Here is a 17808-nt window from a genome sequence, read left to right as displayed (position 1 = left end):
CCCGCCGCCCGCCGCGCGCTTGTCAGGCCGCGCCACGGCGTGGTAACCGGAGACGGGGCAGCCGGGCGGTGGCGCATCGGCGCCGGTCCGTATATGCTCCGGGTAACGGGGATAGGCTCCGGGATGGAGATCGCAGGAGGCGTCAATGGCTGAAAACAATGCGCAGGGTGGCGGCGTCGGGACCGAGGTGCCGTTCAGCCTGTTCGTGGGCGGGGTTGCGATCGCGCTCGTCCTGATCGCGCTCGTCGCCATCGTGAACGTCGGCTGATGCCGGGCCGTCGCCGGGCAAGCGCCGGCGGCTGGGGTGAGCGGGCGTGAAAAAGCCGGCAGGGGAATGTCCCTTGCCGGCCGCATTGCGTTGCGGCTGCTTCAGCCGCGGTTACAGGCTGCCCTGCGAGACGAATTTCGTGTTGAGATAAGCCTCGATCGCCTCAAGGCCGCCCTCGGAGCCGTAGCCCGAATCCTTGATGCCGCCGAAGGGCACTTCGGGGAGCGCGAGGCCGAGGTGGTTGATGGTCAGCATGCCGCTTTCGATGGACTGCGCCAGCGCGGTGGCGGTCTTCGCGGAGCGGGTCACGGCGTAGGAGGCGAGGCCGAAGGGCAGGCGGTTGGCTTCGGCCACGGCGTCGTCGAAATCGCGGAACGGCACGATGAGCGCCAGCGGGCCGAAGGGTTCCTCGTTCATCGCCCGCGCGGTGGTGGGCACGTTGGCGAGCACCGTCGGCTCGAAGAAGTAGCCCTTGTTGCCGATGCGGTTGCCGCCTGTGACGAGTTCCGCGCCGTGCTGGACGGCGTCCTGGATGAGGCCTTCGAGGGCGGGGATGCGCCGTTCGTTCGCGAGCGGCCCCATGGTGGTGCCCTCCGCCGTGCCGTCGCCGACCTTGATGGCCTTCGCGAACGTCGTGAACTTGTTGACGAAGTCGTCGTAAACGCCTTCCTGCACCAGGAAGCGCGTCGGCGAAACGCAGACCTGCCCGGCGTTGCGGAACTTCGCGCCGGCAAGCATCTTCGCCGCGACGTCGAGGTCCGCATCGTCGAAGACGATGGCGGGCGCATGGCCGCCGAGTTCCATCGTGACGCGCTTCATGTGCAGGCCGGCAAGCGCCGCGAGCTGCTTGCCCACGGGCGTGGAGCCGGTGAAGGAAATCTTGCGGATGACCGGATGCGGGATGAGGTATTCCGAAATCTGCGCCGGCACGCCGTAGACGAGGCTGATGACGTCACCCGGCACGCCGGCGTCGATGAACGCGCGGATGAGTTCGGCGGGCGAGGCCGGCGTTTCCTCGGGTGCCTTGACGATGATGGAGCAGCCGGCGGCGAGCGCGGCCGAGAGTTTGCGCACCACCTGGTTGATGGGGAAATTCCACGGCGTGAAGGCGGCGGCCGGGCCGACGGGCTCCTTGATCACGAGCTGGTAGACGCCCTCGGCGCGGGCGGGAACCACGCGCCCGTAGGCGCGGCGCGCCTCTTCCGCGAACCAGTCGATGGTATCGGCGGCGGCCAGCGTTTCCATGCGGGCCTCGGCCAGCGGCTTGCCCTGTTCGAGCGTCATCTTCAGCGCGATCTGCTCTGCCCGTTCGCGCAGCAGGTCCGCCGCCTTGCGCATGAGCTTGGAGCGCGCGAACGCAGACGTCCTGCGCCAGGTCTCGAAGCCGCTCGCCGCCGCCGCGAGCGCGAGGTCGAGATCGGGAATCTCGGCATGCGCAACCGTGCCGATGACTTCCTCCGTCGCGGGATTGACGACCGGGATGGTTTTGCCCGACAGGCTGTCGCGCCAGGAGCCGTTTATGAAGAGCTGGACATTGGCATACATGTGAAGTCGTTCCCTCAGGTGAAGTCATTGGTGCGTTCGCCGCGCTGCGCTGGCGGCCCGGGCGGATTATGCTGCCTTTGCCGCAAAAGGAAAGGGCACCGGGCGCGCGTCAAACGCGCCCTCCCTGCATGGCGATGCAGGCGGTTCGCTTCAGGCGCGCGGCGGCCCGAGGCGCCCGGCGAGGCCGGCCGCGAATCCCTTTACCAGCGCGCGCGGCCGCGCCGTCCTGCCGCGGTCGGCCAGCCAGTAGGCCAGCGTCTGCGCGGCGATGTAGAGACAGATGCGCGTCTTCCAGCGCAGGGGAACGTGATCCATGCCCAGCAGCGCCGCCTGGTTGCGCGCGTAGGTGCCCAGCCGCAGGGGCGACTGCACCGGCAGTTCCCAGCCGATGACGGGCACCCGAAGCTGCCCGCCGCCGAGGCGGTGCGGCATCGGGATGTCATCCGCCAGCCAGCAGGAAAACCCCTTCGACCAGGCGCGGAAGCACCATTCCACGTCGATGGCGTCAATGAAGAAGTCGCCGCGGAACGGGCCGATTTCACGAAACGCCGCGATATCGATGAGGCTGCCCGACGAAATCGCGAACCACACGGCCCGCGCCTTTGCCACGACGCGCCCGTCGGGATGGGGATGCACGGTCGGCGGCTTGTGGTCGGGCGAGGCGGAGACGGGCAGGGGCCCGGTCAGCGCCGCGCGCTCGCCCGCCGCCAGGAGTGCCGACAGCCGGCGGGAAAGTGCCGTCACCATGCCCGGCGGGGGGCTCGAATCCTGGTCGAACAGGATCACGCGGCCGGCCACGGCTGATTCGGCCCTGGCCATGATGCGGGCGTAGGCCTCGCCCAGCCCGACATTGCCGCCCGGATCGTCGATGTGGATGGGCGTGTCCCCGGCGATATCCAGCAGGCGCGCGCGCTCCTCCGCCGGCATGGGGGAGTTGGTGACCACGACGACCTCCGCCGTCTCGGGCGCGACCGTGGCGACGAGATCCGCGAGCACGGCGAAATCGGGATTGAAGGTGACGATGCCGGCGACGATCCGTTCCATGTTGCCCCTGCCCGCGCCGGACATTCCCGCCGCCTGCGCCCGTGACCGTTTAACAGCGATATCCGGCAAGGTCCACGAGGATCGTGCCGTTTGCCCGGCACGGACGTTGACCCGGGGGGGCGTCTCCGATAATGACAGGACGCGCGGTCAAGCCTGCTCCAGTTGTGCGACAGGTTACGAAGGGTGATGCGGTTGCTGCCCGGCCGGCTCCCGAGCGGATGCTTGCGAGGGGACCGGGAGCAGGCGGCGCCCTTCGATGCCTCATCGCGGGCCTGATTCCTCGGGTCCGCGTGCGGTCAACCTGTTGCTGCAACCAGTTGTCGAGTGAACATCTGCATGTCCCTTCATCCCACTTCCAGAGACTGGCGGCTTGCCGCCGACGATTTTCTGCGCGGCATGAAGTCCTGGCAAATCTGGACCCTGATGGGCGTCAGCGACATCAGGCAGCGTTACAAGCGATCGCGCTTCGGCCAGTTCTGGATCACGCTGTCGATGGCCGTGTTCGTCGCCGGCATCGGGGTCGTGTTCTCGCTGCTGTTCAAGCAGTCGGTCGCCGAGTATGTGCCGTATCTGGCCGTCAACTACATCATCTGGACCTTCATGTCCGGCGTGGTGTCGGACAGCACCACGGCCTTCGTGCAGGGCACGGTCTTCCTGCGGCAGGAGAACCTGCCAAAGACGATTTTCGTGATGCGCGTCATCGTGCGCAATCTCATCGCGCTGGCGCACAACATCGTGATCGTGCCGCCGGTGTTCCTGCTGTTCGGCGTGGTGCCGGACTGGGGCATCTTCCTGATGCTCCCGGGCTTCGCGCTGCTGCTGGTGGCGTCGTTTCTCGTCACGCTCCTGTGCGGCATCCTGTGCACGCGCTTCCGCGACCTGCCCCAGATCATCGCCAACCTGCTGCAGCTCGCCTTCTTCATCACCCCGATCATGTGGCGCGTGAGCCAGCTCGACGGGCGGGGATGGTATGTGACGCACCTCAACCCGTTCGCGGTGTTCCTGCGCATCGTCACCGATCCGATTCACGGCAAGGTGCCGGAATTGTACGACTACGGCGCGGCGCTGACGGTCATCGCCGTGCTCACGGCGGTCACGTGGCCGCTGTTTGCCCGCTTCCGCGCCCGCATCGTCTACTGGCTGTGAGGAATCATGGCGAAGAGTAACGTTTTGCCGTCCATTGAACTCGTCAACGCGAGCGTCGAGTTTCCGATCTACAACGCGCGCGGCCGCTCGATCCGCTCCACCCTGCTGCAGCGGGTGGGGGGCGCGGTGAGCACCGAGGCCGACGGGGTGACGGTGACGGCCCTGCGCGACATCACCCTGTCGCTGCGCAACGGCGACAGGCTCGCGATCGTCGGCCACAACGGCGCCGGCAAGTCCACCCTGCTGCGGGTGTTCTCCGGCGCATACGAGCCGTCGAGCGGCGCTGCCGAGATCGTCGGCAAGGTCGCCTCGCTCCTTGACATCACCATGGGCATGGACCCCGAGCTGACCGGCGCGGAGAACATCATCCTGCGCGGCGTCTTCACCGGCATGACCATCGATGAGGCGCGCGGCTTCATTCCGGAGGTGGCGGCGTTCTCGGAACTCGGGGACTACGTCAACCTGCCGATGCGTACCTATTCCAGCGGCATGACGCTGCGGCTCGCCTTCGCCATCTCGACGGCCAGCACGCCGGATATCCTGCTGCTGGACGAGCTGATCAGCGTCGGCGACAGCTCCTTCGCCCACAAGGCGCGCGACCGCATCGAGCGCATGATGGACCGCGCCAGCATCCTGGTGCTCGCCTCCCATGACGCCAAGACGCTGCGCAAGTACTGCAGCCGCGCCGTCATGCTCTCCGAGGGGCGCATCGTGGCGGATGGCACCGTAGAGGAGGTGCTGGAAGCTTACGGCATCGGCGACGACGGCGACGGCGTGCTGTAGCAACGCCGGCGCCGGTCGCCGCGCCCGTCACTTGGCGGGCGTGTCGTCCGTGCGGGCGTAAATGTCCTCGATGCGCACGATGTCGTCCTCGCCGAGATAGGGTCCGGACTGCACCTCGATCAGGTTGAGCGGCAGCTTGCCCGGATTTTCCAGCCGGTGGACGCAACCGAGCGGCAGGAAGATGGACTCGTTCTCGCGCAGCAGAATCTGTTCGGAGTCGCGGGTGACGAGCGCCGTGCCGTTGACGACCACCCAGTGCTCGGCGCGGTGGAAGTGCTTCTGCAGCGACAGCTTCGCCCCGGGATTGACGGTGATCCGCTTCACCTGAAACCGCTCGCCGGTGTGGATGGACTGGTAGTAGCCCCACGGGCGATGCACCTGCACGGTCTGCGTGGCGGCGGCGTGGCCGTTCCGGCGCAGGCGCTCGACCAGTTTCTTCACGTCCTGGTCCCGGTCCTTGCGCGTCACCAGCACGACGTCGGGCGTGGCGACCACCACGAGGTCGTCGATGCCGAGCGCCGCGACAAGCTGGCCCTCGCCGCGCAGGTAGCTGCCGCGCACGTCCTCCGCCACCACATCGCCGATGAGCACGTTGCCGCTGCCGTCACGGCTGCCGATCGCCCATAGCGCCGACCAGCTTCCGACATCCGTCCAGCCGCAATCGGTGGGCGTGACGACGGCAAGCGCAGTCTTCTCCATCACCGCGTAGTCAACGGCGATGGAGGGGCTTTCGGCGAACGCGGCCTCGTCGAGGCGGACGAAGTCGAGATCGGCGCGCGCGGCGTCGAGCGCCGTGCGGCTCGCGGCCAGCACCTCGGGCGCAAGCCGTTCCAGCTCCTGCAGGAACACCGCCGCCGGAAGCAGGAAGATGGCGCTGTTCCACAGATAGTCGCCCGAATCGAGATAGGTCTGGGCGGTCGCGGCGTCGGGCTTCTCCACAAAGCGCTGCACCGGATAGACGCCCGGCACGTCGGTTTCCTCGGCGCCCCGCTGGATATAGCCGTAACCGGTGGCGGGCGCGGTCGGCTGCACGCCGAACAGGACGAAGCGGCCGGCCACCGCCGCCGGCAGGCTGTTGAAGACGGCGTCGAGCAGGGCCGGTGTGTCCTGGACGACATGGTCGGCGGCGAGCAACAGAATGAGCCCCTGCGGATCGCGCCGGCTCTCGACCAGCGCCGCGATGGCGGCCGCGGCCGTGGTATTGCGCCCGACGGGCTCCAGCACGATGGTGGCGTCGTCGATGCCGAGAGCGCGCAACTGCTCGGCAATGACGAATCGATGCTCGACGTTGGCGATCACGATGGGGGCGTTGAAGCGCTTGCGGTCGGCGACGCGCAGCACCGTTTCCTGCAGCATGGAGCGCTCGCCGGCAAGCGGCAGCAACTGCTTGGGGAAGGTCTCGCGCGAGAGCGGCCACAGCCGCGTGCCGGTGCCGCCGGAAAGAATGACGGGAGTGATGCGTCCGGAAGGGGCTTGCCTGTCTGTCTCGCTCATGTCTCGCTCACGTTATTATATTGCCACTCGTGCCGGGTTGTTTAGCACAGCTTCGTCGTGATTGGGCAATCCTGCTTCCTCCATAAAGTTGCTTGCGTCAGGCTGTCTTTCCCCGGATAACCTGACCTGCGAAACCGAACCGCGGGTTCCGCGGCGCGCTCAGGAGATGCGGGATGGTGGCTTTGCATATGACTTCGCCTGTAGCCCGGGGCGGATTCCGGCGGCTGATCGGTTATCTCGCGATGGCGGCGCTCTGCGCGTTCCTGCTGTCCGGCGTGCAGTCCGCGATGGCCGCGCGCAGCCAGATCGTGGTCGGCGTACGGCTGGAGCCGCCGCACCTAGACCCCACTGCCGGCGCGGCGGCGGCCATCGGCGAGGTGACCTATGCCAACGTCTTCGAGGGGCTGACCCGAATCGACGGCAAGGGTGAGGTTCTGCCGGGGCTCGCCGAAAGCTGGGACATCGCCGACGACGGGCGCACCTACACCTTCCGCCTGCGCGAGGGCGTGCAGTTCCACGACGGCAGCTCCTTCGACGCCGCCGATGTGAAGTTCACGCTCGACCGCGCGGTCGCGGCAGACAGCGTCAACCCGCAGAAGTCGCTGCTGGAGCCGATCGAAAGCGTGGAGGTCGTCGATCCGCGCACCGTGCGTATCGTCCTCAGGCGGCCCACCGCGCAGTTCCCGTTCACGCTCGGCCTGCCCGCCGCCGTCATCGTGGCGAAGGAAACTGCCGATACGAACCGCACCAACCCCAACGGCACCGGCCCCTTCCGCGTTTCGCGCTGGGTGAAGGGCGACCGGATCGATCTGGAGCGCAACGAGCGCTACTGGGGCGCGAAGCCCGCACTGGCGCGGGCCACGTTCCGCATCATCGGCGATCCCTCCGCCGCCTATGCCGCGCTGCTCGCGGGCGATATCGACGCCTTCCCGAATTTTCCCGCGCCGGAGAACGTGCCCCAGTTCCGGGCCGACCCGCGCTTCACCGTCGTCGTCGGCAACACCGAGGGCAAGACGGTGCTCGCCATCAACAACGGCCGGAAACCGCTCGACGACATCCGCGTGCGCCGCGCCATCGCGCACGCCATCGACCGCAAGGCGCTGATCGATGGCGCGATGGACGGGCTCGCCCAGCCCATCGGCTCCCACTACGCGCCCCAGAACAAGGGGTATGTCGACCTTACGGGCCGCTATCCTTACGATCCCGACAAGGCGCGCGAGCTGCTGAAGGAAGCGGGCGTGCCGGAGCTGCGCCTGCGACTCGTGCTGCCGCCGCCGTCCTACGCGCGCCGCGGCGGCGAGATCATCGCGGCGCAGCTGCGGGCCGTGGGCATCGAGACGGAAATCGTGCCGGTGGAATGGGCGCAGTGGCTCTCCGACGTGTTCCGCGACAGGCGCTACGATCTCAGCATCGTCGCCCACGTCGAGCCGAACGACCTCGATATCTACGCGCGCGACGACTATTACTTCGACTACCACAGCCCGGAATACAAGGAACTCTATGCCGCGCTCGTGGCCGAGACGGACGATGCGAAGCGGCTCGACATCCTGAAGCGGATTCAGGAGAAGCTTGCGGACGATTCCGTCAACGGCTTCCTCTTCCTGCTGCCCAAGATCGGCATCTGGGACGCCAAGCTGAAGGGCCTGTGGGAGAACGCGCCGATTCCCGCCAACGATCTGACCGGCGTTTCGTGGCAGGACTAGCCCTTTCCCGTCCCGCGCCTGCCGGCCCCTCGCCATGATCCGCGTGCTCCTGCGGGCGGTGCTGTCGCTGCTGCTGACGCTCGCGTGTGCGTCTGTGCTGGTGTTCGCTGCCATGCAGGTGCTGCCCGGCGACCCGGCGGAGGTGATGCTGGGCGTGAACGCGCGTCCCGATACGCTGGCGGCGCTGCGAGCGCAACTGGGACTGGACCAGCCCCTGCCCGTGCGCTACGCCGCCTGGGCGGCGGGCTTCTTCTCCGGCGACCTCGGCACGAGCAACACGTATGCCGTGCCGGTGATGGAACTGGTGAGGGAGCGGCTGTCCGTCAGCCTGCCGCTGGCGCTGCTGGCGCTGGCGCTCACCGTCGCCATAGCCTTGCCGCTCGGCATGCTCGCGGCGGCGCGGCGCGGCCGGCTCGCGGATCGCGGCGTGCTGCTCGTCACGCAGCTTGGCATCGCCGTGCCCAATTTCTGGTTCGCCATGCTGCTGGTGCTGCTGTTCGCCATCACCTGGCGATGGCTGCCGCCGGGGGGCTTCCCGGGCTGGGAGGCCGGCGTGCTGCCGGCGTTGGCGGCGCTGCTGCTGCCGGCGGTCGCGCTGGCGCTGCCACAGGGCGCAATCCTCGCGCAGGTGATGCGCTCCGCGCTGATCGATACCCTCGATCAGGACTTCATCCGCACCGCCCGCGCCAAGGGGCTGACGCGGGGCGAGGCGCTGCGGCGGCATGCGCTGCGCAACGCGCTTATCCCGGTGCTGACCGTCGTCGGCCTGCAATTCTCCTTCCTGCTCGCCGGCACGATCATCATCGAGAACGTGTTCTTCCTGCCGGGCCTCGGGCGTCTCGTCTTCCAGGCCGTCAACCAGCGCGATCTCGCGGTGGTGCAGAGCGTCGTCATGCTGTTGGTGGCGAGCGTGGTCATCGTCAACTTTCTCGTCAACCTCGCCTATGCCATCGTCGATCCGCGACTCAGGGGGCGCGCGTGAACGGGCGCCTCGCTTGCGGCCTCGCCATCGTGTCGTTCGTCGGGTTCTGCGCGCTGCTGTCGCTCGTGTGGACGCCGCATGACCCGCTGGCACTGGACATCGCCAACAAGCTGGCGCCGCCGGATGCCGCCCACTGGCTAGGGACGGATCAGCTCGGGCGCGACCTTCTTTCGCTCATCATGCGCGGCGCGCTCGCCTCCGTCGCCGTCTCGTTCGTCGCGGTCACGCTCGGTGTCGCGGCCGGCGTGCCGCTCGGCGTGCTGGCTGCGGGCCGGCGGGGCGTGACGGGCGACGTTGTCATGCGGATCAGCGATTTCCTGTTCGCCTTTCCGGCTATCATCATCGCCATCCTGCTGCGCGAGACCTTCGGCCCCGGCGTGACGAACGCCGCCGTCGCCATCGGCCTCTTCAACGTGCCGGTGTTCGCGCGCGTGGCCTATGGCGCGGCGCTGCCCGTGTGGGGCAGCGGCTACGTGATGGCGGCGCGCGTCGCTGGCCGGCGGGGGCTATGGATCGGCTGCGCCCATGTGCTGCCGAACATCGCCAGCACGCTCATCGTGCAGGCCACTATCCAGCTCTCGCTCGGCGTGCTGGCGGAGGCATCGCTGTCCTATGTCGGGCTCGGCGTGCAGCCGCCGCAGCCGAGCTGGGGGCGCATGCTGTTCGAGGCGCAGACCTTCATGGCCATCGCGCCGAGGCTCGCCGTCGTGCCGGGCCTCGCCATCGCCGTCGCGGTGCTTGGCCTGAGCCTCACGGGCGAGGGGTTGCGCCGCGCGCTCGATCCGCGCCGGGAGGAGCGCCGATGACGCTGCTGTCGGTGGAGAACCTGCACGTCGGCGTCGGCGGGCGCGACATCCTGCGCGGGATAGACTTTTCCGTCGCGCGGGGGGAGACGCTCGGCCTCGTCGGCGAATCGGGCTCGGGCAAGTCAATGACGGCGCTGGCCCTGATGCGCCTGCTGCCCGATAAGGCCACGGTGCGCGGGCATGTGCGGCTGGCGGGGAAGGACCTGCTCGCGCTGGACGAGACCGCGATGTGCGCCGTGCGCGGCGGGCGGATCGGCATGGTGTTTCAGGAGCCGATGTCGGCGCTCGACCCGCTGATGAGCATTGGCGATCAGGTGGCGGAAGGCCTGCGCGCGCACCTGCCCCTCGGCCGGCGCGCGGCGCGGGAGCGGGCAGCAGCGGTGCTGGCGCGCGTCGGCCTCGATCCCGCGCAGATCGCGCCGGACCGTTTTCCGCACGAGCTGTCGGGCGGTCAGCGCCAGCGGGTGGTGATCGCCATGGCGATCGCCATGCGTCCGGACCTTCTCATTGCCGACGAGCCCACGACCGCGCTCGACGTCACCGTGCAGGCGCAGATTCTTGCGCTGCTGAAGGAGATCGTGCGCGAGGATGGGCCCGGCCTGCTGCTGATCTCGCACGATCTCGCCGTGATCGGCGCGATGGCGGACCGCATCGCCGTGCTGCACCGGGGCGAGATCGTGGAGACGGGGCGTGCGCCGGGCTTCTTCCTGCGCGCCGTGCATCCGCGCGCCAGGGCCTTGTGCGCGGCGGCCGCAGCCATGCCGAAGGCGCCGCCCGCCGGTCCGGTGCCCGAAGGCCCGCCGTTGCTGGCGGCGGAGGGGCTGACGCGGCGCTATCCGCTCGCCCGCCCGCACCCCTTCGCGCGCCGCCCCTTCCGGCTGGCGCTCGACAATGTCAGTCTCGCCATTCACGCTGGCGAAAGCGTGGCGCTGATCGGCGAATCGGGCTCGGGCAAGTCGACGCTGGCGCGGCTGCTGCTCGGCCTCGACAGGCCGGACGCGGGCACCGTCACCTATCGCGGCGGGGACATCGCCCGCGCGGACGCCACGGCGCTGCGCGCCATGCGCCGGGACGTGCAGGCGGTGTTTCAGGACCCGTTCGGCTCGCTCGATCCGCGCCGGCGCGCGGGCTGGATCGTGGCCGAGCCTCTGCACGGTCCGCAGGACGCGGGGGAGGACGTGCGCGCCCGCGTCGCCGCGGCGCTTGAGGAGGTGGGCCTGTCAGCGGACGACGCCGACAGATATCCGCATGCGTTTTCCGGCGGTCAGCGGCAGCGGATCGCGCTCGCGCGGGCGCTGATCACCCGTCCGCGTCTCATCGTGCTGGATGAGGCGGTGTCGTCGCTCGACATGTCGATCCGCGCGCAAATTCTCGCCCTGCTCGCCGATCTGCGCGCGCGGCACGGGCTCGCCTACCTGTTCATCACCCACGACCTGCGCGTCGCGGAGGCCGTCTCCACGCGGGTGCTCGTGATGCACGACGGGCGCGTCGTGGAGGAGGGGGCTTCCGCCGATGTGCTGCGCGCGCCGCGGCATCCCTATACGCGCGCGCTGCTCGCCTCCGCGCCCGATCTCAGCGCGCTGCTTTCGGCCGGGAACGCCTGACCGGCCGGGCATTGTGGCCGACGACGATTGTCGTGCGCGGCCCCAGCACGGCGAGCAGCCGCGCCGCCCGGGCGCGCGGCACGGCGACACAGCCTTCCGTGGGGCCGAAGTTCTCGCGCGCGAGGTGCAGGAAGATGGCGCTGCCGCGCCCCTGGACGCGCGGCCGGGCGTTCCAGCCGAGGTCGAGCACGATGTCGTAGAGGCGGTCGTCGCGCCACATGCGCTCGTGCCGGGCCGGAAACGGCAGGCGGACCGGGCGGTTGTAGAGGCGGTGGCCCGGCTCGTCGCACCAGCCGTCGTCGGCGCGCAGGGGCGCGAGCGGCACGGTGGTCGCCGGCCTGTGCAGCCTGTCGGCGCGATACCAGCCGCGCACGGCATGGTGGACGCCGGCGGGCGTGACGCCGTCGCCCTCGCGTTTGACAGCTGCGATGCCGCCTTTGCCGAGCGCGCAAGCGATCGTCATCTGACCCGCGGCGATGCGGCCGCGCCTGCGATCGCCGACGCCGGCGAACACACGAATCCGTGAAAAGGTGGTGGACTTCTTCATCGTCTGTCCGAAAGCGCCGACGTTGCCCAAGATTTGGGGACAGTTTATGGAGGATAGTCAATGATGGTTGAATCAGCCTTAACGGTTCGACACCGTTCCGCCTTACACGTTCCGGAGAACACCTACGGATGCCAAGCGCCTACCAACTGCTGATCGTCGACGATGAGGCGGAGTTGCGCGACACTCTGTCCGAGCAGCTTGAGCTGACCGGGGACTTCAAGGTTTCGACGGCCGATACGGCCGCGGGCGCCATCGAGGCCGTGCGCAACGACCGTTTCGATATCGTCATCATGGATATCGGCCTGCCGGACATCGATGGCCGCGAGGCGGTGAAGGAGATGCGCCGCAACGGTTTTCGCGCCCCCATCCTGATGCTCACCGGCCACGCCGAGGACGCCGATACCATCCACGGGCTTGAGGCCGGCGCCAACGACTATGTCGTCAAGCCCTTCCGCTTCGCGGTGCTGCTGGCGCGCATCCGCGCGCAGCTTCGCCAGCATGAGGCAAGCGAGGATGCGGTGCTGACCGTGGGGCAATACACGTTCCGCCCCGGCGCGAAGCTGCTCGTCGACGTCAAGGGATCGCGGCTCAAGCTGACCGAGAAGGAAACGGCGATCCTGCGCTTTCTCTACCGTGCGGAGGATCAGGTCGTCACGCGCGAGACGCTGCTCGCGGAAGTGTGGGGCTATAACGCCAACGTCACCACGCACACGCTGGAGACGCACATCTATCGCTTGCGGCAGAAGATCGAGGAAGATCCGTCCAACGCCCGCATTCTCGTGACGGAGCCGGGCGGCTACAAGCTCGTGCCGTGAGGTTTTCCGGAGCCTTCCACCCCTCGCCGGAGCGGAGTGCCGATCATGGCGTTGAATGACGAAATCACGGTGTTGTCATCCCTGCCGGCATTGCGGGGTTTCGAGCAGGGCGCCCTGCGGCGCATCGCCCTGTCGGTGCAGACGCGCATCCTGCGCGCGGGGGACACGCTCTACCGTCGCGGCGAGGCGGCGGAGGGCGCTTATGTGGTGATGTCGGGCGAGATCGCGCTCGTCGATGCGGCGGGCAACACCGTCGCGCTGGCCCGGCCGGGCGACATGCTGGGCGAACTGGCGCTGCTGATCGAGATCGAATGGCGGGAAACCGCGACGGCACGCCGCTCGGCCTCGGTGATGCGCGTGTCGCGTGCGCTCATGCGGCGTATCCTGGGCGAGTTTCCTGCTTCCGCAGCCGCGTTTCAGGCGGAGATCGCGGGCCGCGTGTCGGCGCTGTCGGGCGAGCTGGAGCGCGTGCGCCAGTCCCTGCTCGCGCTCGACGGGGCGGCACCGGGCGGCGATGAAACGATGGGGGCGGCCCCGTAAGGCCGCCCCCGCTTCAACCGTTCCCCTTATGTAATCTTGCCGGTTGAAATCAGAGGTTGTAGGCCCGCTCGCCGTGCTCGGCGAGGTCGAGGCCCTCGCGCTCCACTTCCGGGCTGACGCGCAGCCCGACGAGCACGTCGACGACCTTGTACAGGATGGCGGACCCGACGCCCGTCCAGACAACGGTCAGCAGCACGCCCTTGAGCTGGGCGATGACCTGCGAGCCGATCGACACGGCCGCGCCCACTGCCTCACCGGGGCTCGCCACGTAGTCGACCAACCCGGCGCCGCCCAGCGAGGGCGCCACGAGGATGCCCGTGCCGATGGCGCCCACGATGCCGCCCACGCCGTGGATGCCGAAGACGTCGAGCGAATCATCGTAGCCGAGCGCGTTCTTGACGGCGGAGCAGAAGTAGAAGCAGATCACGGCCGCGACGATGCCGAGGAAGGCCGCGCCAACCGGCCCGGCGAAGCCGGCGGCGGGCGTGACGGCGACGAGGCCCGCGATCGCGCCCGATACCATGCCGAGCAGGGAGGGCTTGCCCTTCGCGCCCCACTCCACGAACAGCCAGCCGAGCACGCCGCCCGCGGTCGCGAACAGGGTGTTGACGAAGGCGAGCGCCGCGCCGCCGGTGGCTTCGAGATTGGAGCCCGCGTTGAAGCCGAACCAGCCGATCCACAGGATCGAGGCGCCGATCATCGTCATGGTCAGCGAGTGGGGCGGCAGCGCCTCCTTGCCGTAGCCGATACGCTTGCCGATGATGATCGCGCCCACGAGGCCCGCGACGCCGGCGTTGATGTGGATCACGGTGCCGCCGGCGAAATCGAGCGCCCCCCACTTGTAGATGAGCCCGGCGTCGGCCTGTACGGCTTCGAGGTTGGCGACGGCAGCCGCGCGCGCGGCGTCATCCGTGGCGGCGGCAACGGCACGCGCCGCATCCGCCAGCGCATCGGGGCCGGCCCAGTACCAGACCATGTGCGCGATGGGGAAGTAGACGAAGGTCAGCCACAGCGCCGTGAACAGCAGCACGGCGGAAAAGCGCGTACGCTCGGCGAACGCACCCACGATCAGCGCCGGTGTGATGCAGGCGAACGCTGCCTGGAAAGCAATATAGGCGTATTCGGGAATGACCACGCCATTGGAGAAGGTCGCGGCCGTCGACGAGGCATCGACGCCGGCGAGGAAGAGCTTGTCGAAGCCGCCGACGAAGCTGTTGAGGCTGCCGCCGCTGGTGAAGGCCAGCGAATAGCCGTAGGTGACCCAGATGATCGCGGCGAGGCAGACGACGGCCAGCACCTGCGAGAGGACGGAAAGCATGTTCTTGGAGCGGACGAGCCCGCCGTAGAACAGCGCGAGGCCCGGCAGGGACATGAACAGCACGAGCGCCGCGCTGATGAGCACGAAGGCGGTGTCGCCCTTCTCGGGGACCGGCGCGTCCTGCGCCATCGCCGGCGTCGCGAGGCAGGCCGCGGCGAGCGCGAGCGGAAGCGCGGAGCGCACAAGGGCGCCCGACGACAGGGAAGGCGAGGCGGAACCCCGGAGCCTGGAATTAAAGAACTTCATCGATTGAATTCCTCCCGTCACAGCGCGTCCCGACCGGTCTCGCCAGTGCGGATACGGATCGTCTGCTCTATGGGTAGAACGAAAATCTTGCCGTCACCGATCTGGCCGGTGCGGGCGGCGGTCTTGATCGCCGTGATCACGGCGTCCACTTGCGAGGCCTCGACGGCGACCTCGATCTTGAGCTTGGGCAGGAAGCTGACGGCGTATTCGGCGCCGCGATAGATTTCCGTATGCCCCTTCTGACGGCCGTAGCCCTTCACTTCGCTCACTGTCAGCCCGTGAATGCCGAGCGCAGTCAGAGCATCGCGAACTTCTTCGAGCTTGAAGGGCTTGATAACGGCCACGACGAGTTTCATGGTGTTGTCTCCCGCTGCGGATTCGGCGCGCACCATTGCGGCCGACGCGGGAGATCAATCAAGCTTCGTGCCAGATGGGGAGGGAACGCCCGAAAATCGCCTTCGGCAGGCGGGGAAACGCGGGCGCACGGCGAAAAACGCCGCAAACGGCATCAAACGCTGCGATTGCTCGCAACGGCATGCATTCGACGGCAGGAGGTGCCGCCTAAAAAACAGGCTGTGATTAAAATTCGTGCAACAATCAGGCGAGATTCCGCAGCGGGCGGATGAGGCCCTCCTGCGCGACGGTGGCGATGTGCCGGCCGTCCCGCGTGAAGACGAGCCCCCGCGACAGGCCGCGCGCACCGCCGGAGAACGGGCTTTCCTGCGAGTAGAGCAGCCATTCGTCGGCCCTGAACGGCTGATGGAACCACATCGCGTGGTCGAGGCTCGCGCCCTGGATATCGCCGTCGAAGACGGAGCGGCCGTGAACGGCGAGACTCGTGTCGAGCAGCGTCATGTCCGACGCATAGGCCAGCGCGCAGCGGTGGATCGCCGGGTCGTCGGGGAGGGGGCCGGTGGCGCGGATCCAGATGTCGAACGTCGGCTTGCGCGCGCCCTCGACGCCCGGGATGAAGCGGTTGTAGTCCACGGGCCGCAGCTCTATGGGCCGCTCGGCTTCGAAATAGGCGCGGATGTGGGGCGGCATGCGGTGCAGGAACGCCTCCCGCAGCTCTTCCGCGCCCGTTTCCTCCGGCGGCGGCACGACCGGCATCGGCGGCTGGTGGCGCAGGCCCGGCTCCTCCCTGTGGAAGGAGGCCGTCAGCGTGAAGATCGCATGACCGTGCTGGACGGCCTCGACATAGCGCGTGGTGAAGCTGCGGCCGTCGCGGATGTGCTTCACGACATAAATGATCGGCGCGGCCGGATCGCCGGGATGGATGAAGTAGCAATGCAGCGAATGGGCGCCGCGCTCGGGCGGCACGGTGTGCGAGGCCGCCACCAGCGCCTGCCCGATGACCTGCCCGCCGAAGACACGCTGCCAGCCCACCTGCGGGCTGCGGCCGCGAAACAGGTTGTCCTCCAGCACTTCGAGGTCGAGGATGGAAACCAGGGCGGCAACGGCTGCACTCATGAACGCAATCCCCTATCGCTGGGCAGGTGTCTCTAGACGGATGCCGGCGGGCCCACGGCCCTCCCGATTGAACAAACACTTGTTTTGCCGCTTCGGCGCAGATCGGGCTGCACCACCTTCCGGTCGGCCTGCCTCCATGGGGCATGTTCCATTGCGGCGCGTCAAGTGTATATAGAATGTTTTCAGATGGAGTTGATGACAGGCGCGACGTGCGCGCCGATCGAGGCGGAGGTGCGGCAATGGCGGAAACGGCGTTTCACGGGCGGGCCATCGTGGTGGCCGGTGGCGGGGCTGCCGGCCTCGCGGCGGCGCTGGCGCTCGGCCGGGCGGTCGGCGGGCGCCATCCGGTCGCGGTGCTCGATCCGGCGCTGGCGCGCGATCCCGCCCACGAAGCCGGCCGCGCCTACGCGCTCGCGGGCGGTTCGCAGCGGATGCTGGCGGTGCTCGGCGTCTGGGACAGGATCGCGGATTCCGCCCAGCCGGTCGCCCGCATGCGCATCACGGACAGCCGGGCGGGCGACGCCGTGCGCCAGCCGCTGCTGACCTTTGGTGAGGCGGGGGAGGCGGAGGGGCCGCTCGCCTGGATCGTCGAGGGCGACGTGCTGGTCGAGGCGCTGCGGCAGGCGAGCCGCGAGGCGGGTATCGCGCTGGAGCCGGTGGCGGTGAAGGCGTTCGACACCGCCTCCCGCCAGGACCTCGCCCATCGTGTCCGCGTGAAGCTGGCGGATGGGGGCGACCGCGAGGCGGCGCTTGTCGTGGCGGCGGACGGCAAGAACTCGCCCCTGCGCCGCGCTGCCGGCATTTCATGGATCGGCCGGCCCTACGGGCAGGCGGGCATCGTCGCCACCATCGGCCACGAGCGTCCGCACGAGGGCGTGGCCGTGCAGCACTTCCTGCCGGCGGGCACTTTTGCCATGCTGCCGCTCACCGGCAACCGCTCGTCCATCGTGTGGGTGGAGCAGGAGGAGGAGGCGCGCCTGTTCGCCGCCCTCGACGCGGAGGACGTCGTCCGCGAGGTCGAGCGCCGATTCGGCGCCTCGCTCGGCCGCCTCGAACTGCTGGACAAGCCGCGCGCCTTCCCGCTCGCGGTGGGTATCGCCCGCCGCTTCACCGGTGAGCGGCTGACGCTGGTGGGCGATGCGGCGCATGTCGTGCATCCGCTGGCGGGGCTCGGGCTCAACGTCGGCCTGCGCGACGTGGCGGCGCTCGCCGAGGCGGTCGCCGACGCGGTCCGGCTGGGGCTCGATCCGGCGCATCCCGACGCGCTGGAAGCCTACGAGCGCGCGCGCCGCTTCGACGTGGTGAGCACCGGCCTTGCCATGGACGGCATGAATCGGCTGTTCTCCAACGATATCCTGCCCCTGCGGCTCGCGCGCGACCTGGGGCTCGGCGTCGTTGACAGGTGGCCCGGCCTCAAGCGGCTTCTGGCGCGCGAGGCCGGCGGCCTCACTGGCCGCCCGCCCCGGCTGTTGCGGGGCGAGGCGCCGTAAGGGGTCG

17 protein-coding genes are annotated in these 17808 nt (G+C 68.8%); 10 read left to right on the top strand and 7 right to left on the bottom strand.

The genetic code is table 11. The features are described 5' to 3' along the window. Window positions 1–145 precede the first annotated feature (145 nt). Entirely contained in the window at window positions 146–268 is a 123-nt protein-coding gene (locus tag ACFFJ7_RS04555) for a hypothetical protein (RefSeq protein ID WP_281351042.1), read from the top strand. A 111-nt stretch (window positions 269–379) separates the two neighbouring features. Here ACFFJ7_RS04555 and ACFFJ7_RS04550 read toward each other — a convergent pair whose 3' ends face one another. Then, window positions 380–1813: an NAD-dependent succinate-semialdehyde dehydrogenase gene (locus ACFFJ7_RS04550; RefSeq protein ID WP_166947610.1), complete on the bottom strand. Its 1434-nt coding sequence runs from the start codon at window positions 1811–1813 to the stop codon at window positions 380–382. Window positions 1814–1963: 150 nt separating this feature from the next. Further along, window positions 1964–2881: a glycosyltransferase family protein gene (locus ACFFJ7_RS04545; protein WP_377590890.1), complete on the bottom strand. Its 918-nt coding sequence runs from the start codon at window positions 2879–2881 to the stop codon at window positions 1964–1966. Window positions 2882–3193: 312 nt separating this feature from the next. On the opposite strand from ACFFJ7_RS04545, the gene ACFFJ7_RS04540 reads away from it, so the two are divergent. Both ACFFJ7_RS04540 and ACFFJ7_RS04535 read left to right on the top strand, forming a co-directional pair. Further along, window positions 3194–4003, top strand: a complete 810-nt coding sequence (locus tag ACFFJ7_RS04540) for an ABC transporter permease (RefSeq protein ID WP_166947606.1) — start codon at window positions 3194–3196, stop codon at window positions 4001–4003. Between the two features lie 6 nt (window positions 4004–4009). Then, window positions 4010–4786: an ABC transporter ATP-binding protein gene (locus tag ACFFJ7_RS04535; protein ID WP_246224951.1), complete on the top strand. Its 777-nt coding sequence runs from the start codon at window positions 4010–4012 to the stop codon at window positions 4784–4786. A 27-nt stretch (window positions 4787–4813) separates the two neighbouring features. Here the strand turns inward: ACFFJ7_RS04535 and ACFFJ7_RS04530 are convergent, their stop codons facing one another. Next, window positions 4814–6280, bottom strand: coding sequence for a mannose-1-phosphate guanylyltransferase/mannose-6-phosphate isomerase (locus tag ACFFJ7_RS04530; protein WP_377590889.1), 1467 nt, complete (start codon window positions 6278–6280; stop codon window positions 4814–4816). A gap of 188 nt (window positions 6281–6468) precedes the next feature. Between ACFFJ7_RS04530 and ACFFJ7_RS04525 the strand changes: the two genes are divergently transcribed. The 4 genes from ACFFJ7_RS04525 to ACFFJ7_RS04510 are packed head-to-tail and all read left to right on the top strand — an operon-like array spanning window position 6469 to window position 11375. Then, on the top strand, window positions 6469–7983 hold the full coding sequence (locus ACFFJ7_RS04525; RefSeq protein WP_377590888.1) for an ABC transporter substrate-binding protein: 1515 nt from the start codon (window positions 6469–6471) through the stop codon (window positions 7981–7983). 34 nt (window positions 7984–8017) lie between these two features. Continuing rightward, window positions 8018–8965, top strand: coding sequence for an ABC transporter permease (locus tag ACFFJ7_RS04520; protein WP_377590887.1), 948 nt, complete (start codon window positions 8018–8020; stop codon window positions 8963–8965). Beyond that, window positions 8962–9771, top strand: coding sequence for an ABC transporter permease (locus tag ACFFJ7_RS04515; protein WP_377590886.1), 810 nt, complete (start codon window positions 8962–8964; stop codon window positions 9769–9771). The genes ACFFJ7_RS04520 and ACFFJ7_RS04515 overlap by 4 nt, the downstream gene beginning before the upstream one ends. Next, window positions 9768–11375 carry a dipeptide ABC transporter ATP-binding protein gene (locus ACFFJ7_RS04510; RefSeq protein WP_377590885.1) on the top strand — a complete coding sequence of 536 codons (1608 nt, stop codon included), beginning with the start codon at window positions 9768–9770 and terminating at the stop codon, window positions 11373–11375. The genes ACFFJ7_RS04515 and ACFFJ7_RS04510 overlap by 4 nt, the downstream gene beginning before the upstream one ends. On the opposite strand, the gene ACFFJ7_RS04505 is transcribed toward ACFFJ7_RS04510, so the two are convergent. Further along, window positions 11344–11922, bottom strand: coding sequence for a L,D-transpeptidase family protein (locus ACFFJ7_RS04505; protein WP_377590884.1), 579 nt, complete (start codon window positions 11920–11922; stop codon window positions 11344–11346). The two genes, ACFFJ7_RS04510 and ACFFJ7_RS04505, sit on opposite strands and share 32 nt — an antisense overlap. 128 nt (window positions 11923–12050) lie before the next feature. Between ACFFJ7_RS04505 and ACFFJ7_RS04500 the strand changes: the two genes are divergently transcribed. Together ACFFJ7_RS04500 and ACFFJ7_RS04495 are read left to right on the top strand one after the other, a co-directional pair. Further along, a complete protein-coding gene (locus ACFFJ7_RS04500) occupies window positions 12051–12737 on the top strand; it encodes a response regulator transcription factor (RefSeq protein WP_166947593.1) in 687 nt (228 codons plus the stop codon). A 45-nt stretch (window positions 12738–12782) separates the two neighbouring features. Further along, entirely contained in the window at window positions 12783–13277 is a 495-nt protein-coding gene (locus ACFFJ7_RS04495) for a cyclic nucleotide-binding domain-containing protein (protein ID WP_377590883.1), read from the top strand. 49 nt (window positions 13278–13326) lie between these two features. Here ACFFJ7_RS04495 and ACFFJ7_RS04490 read toward each other — a convergent pair whose 3' ends face one another. The 3 genes from ACFFJ7_RS04490 to tesB all read right to left on the bottom strand — a co-directional run bounded on the left by ACFFJ7_RS04490 (window position 13327) and on the right by tesB (window position 16311). Then, window positions 13327–14841: an ammonium transporter gene (locus ACFFJ7_RS04490; protein ID WP_166947589.1), complete on the bottom strand. Its 1515-nt coding sequence runs from the start codon at window positions 14839–14841 to the stop codon at window positions 13327–13329. 17 nt (window positions 14842–14858) lie between these two features. Then, window positions 14859–15197, bottom strand: a complete 339-nt coding sequence (locus tag ACFFJ7_RS04485) for a P-II family nitrogen regulator (RefSeq protein ID WP_166947587.1) — start codon at window positions 15195–15197, stop codon at window positions 14859–14861. A 241-nt stretch (window positions 15198–15438) separates the two neighbouring features. Then, window positions 15439–16311 (bottom strand): acyl-CoA thioesterase II, encoded by an 873-nt coding sequence (tesB, locus tag ACFFJ7_RS04480; RefSeq protein WP_166947585.1) that lies wholly within the window; start codon window positions 16309–16311, stop codon window positions 15439–15441. 239 nt (window positions 16312–16550) lie between these two features. Here tesB and ACFFJ7_RS04475 point away from each other — a divergent pair, with 239 nt between their 5' ends. Beyond that, window positions 16551–17801: an FAD-dependent monooxygenase gene (locus ACFFJ7_RS04475; protein ID WP_377590882.1), complete on the top strand. Its 1251-nt coding sequence runs from the start codon at window positions 16551–16553 to the stop codon at window positions 17799–17801. Window positions 17802–17808: the final 7 nt, after the last annotated feature.

Source organism: Pseudochelatococcus lubricantis, assembly GCF_042432495.1.
Lineage (GTDB): Bacteria > Pseudomonadota > Alphaproteobacteria > Rhizobiales > Beijerinckiaceae > Pseudochelatococcus > Pseudochelatococcus lubricantis.
Note: the sequence above shows the minus strand (reverse complement) of the source record. Positions and strands in the feature narration are given on the sequence as shown.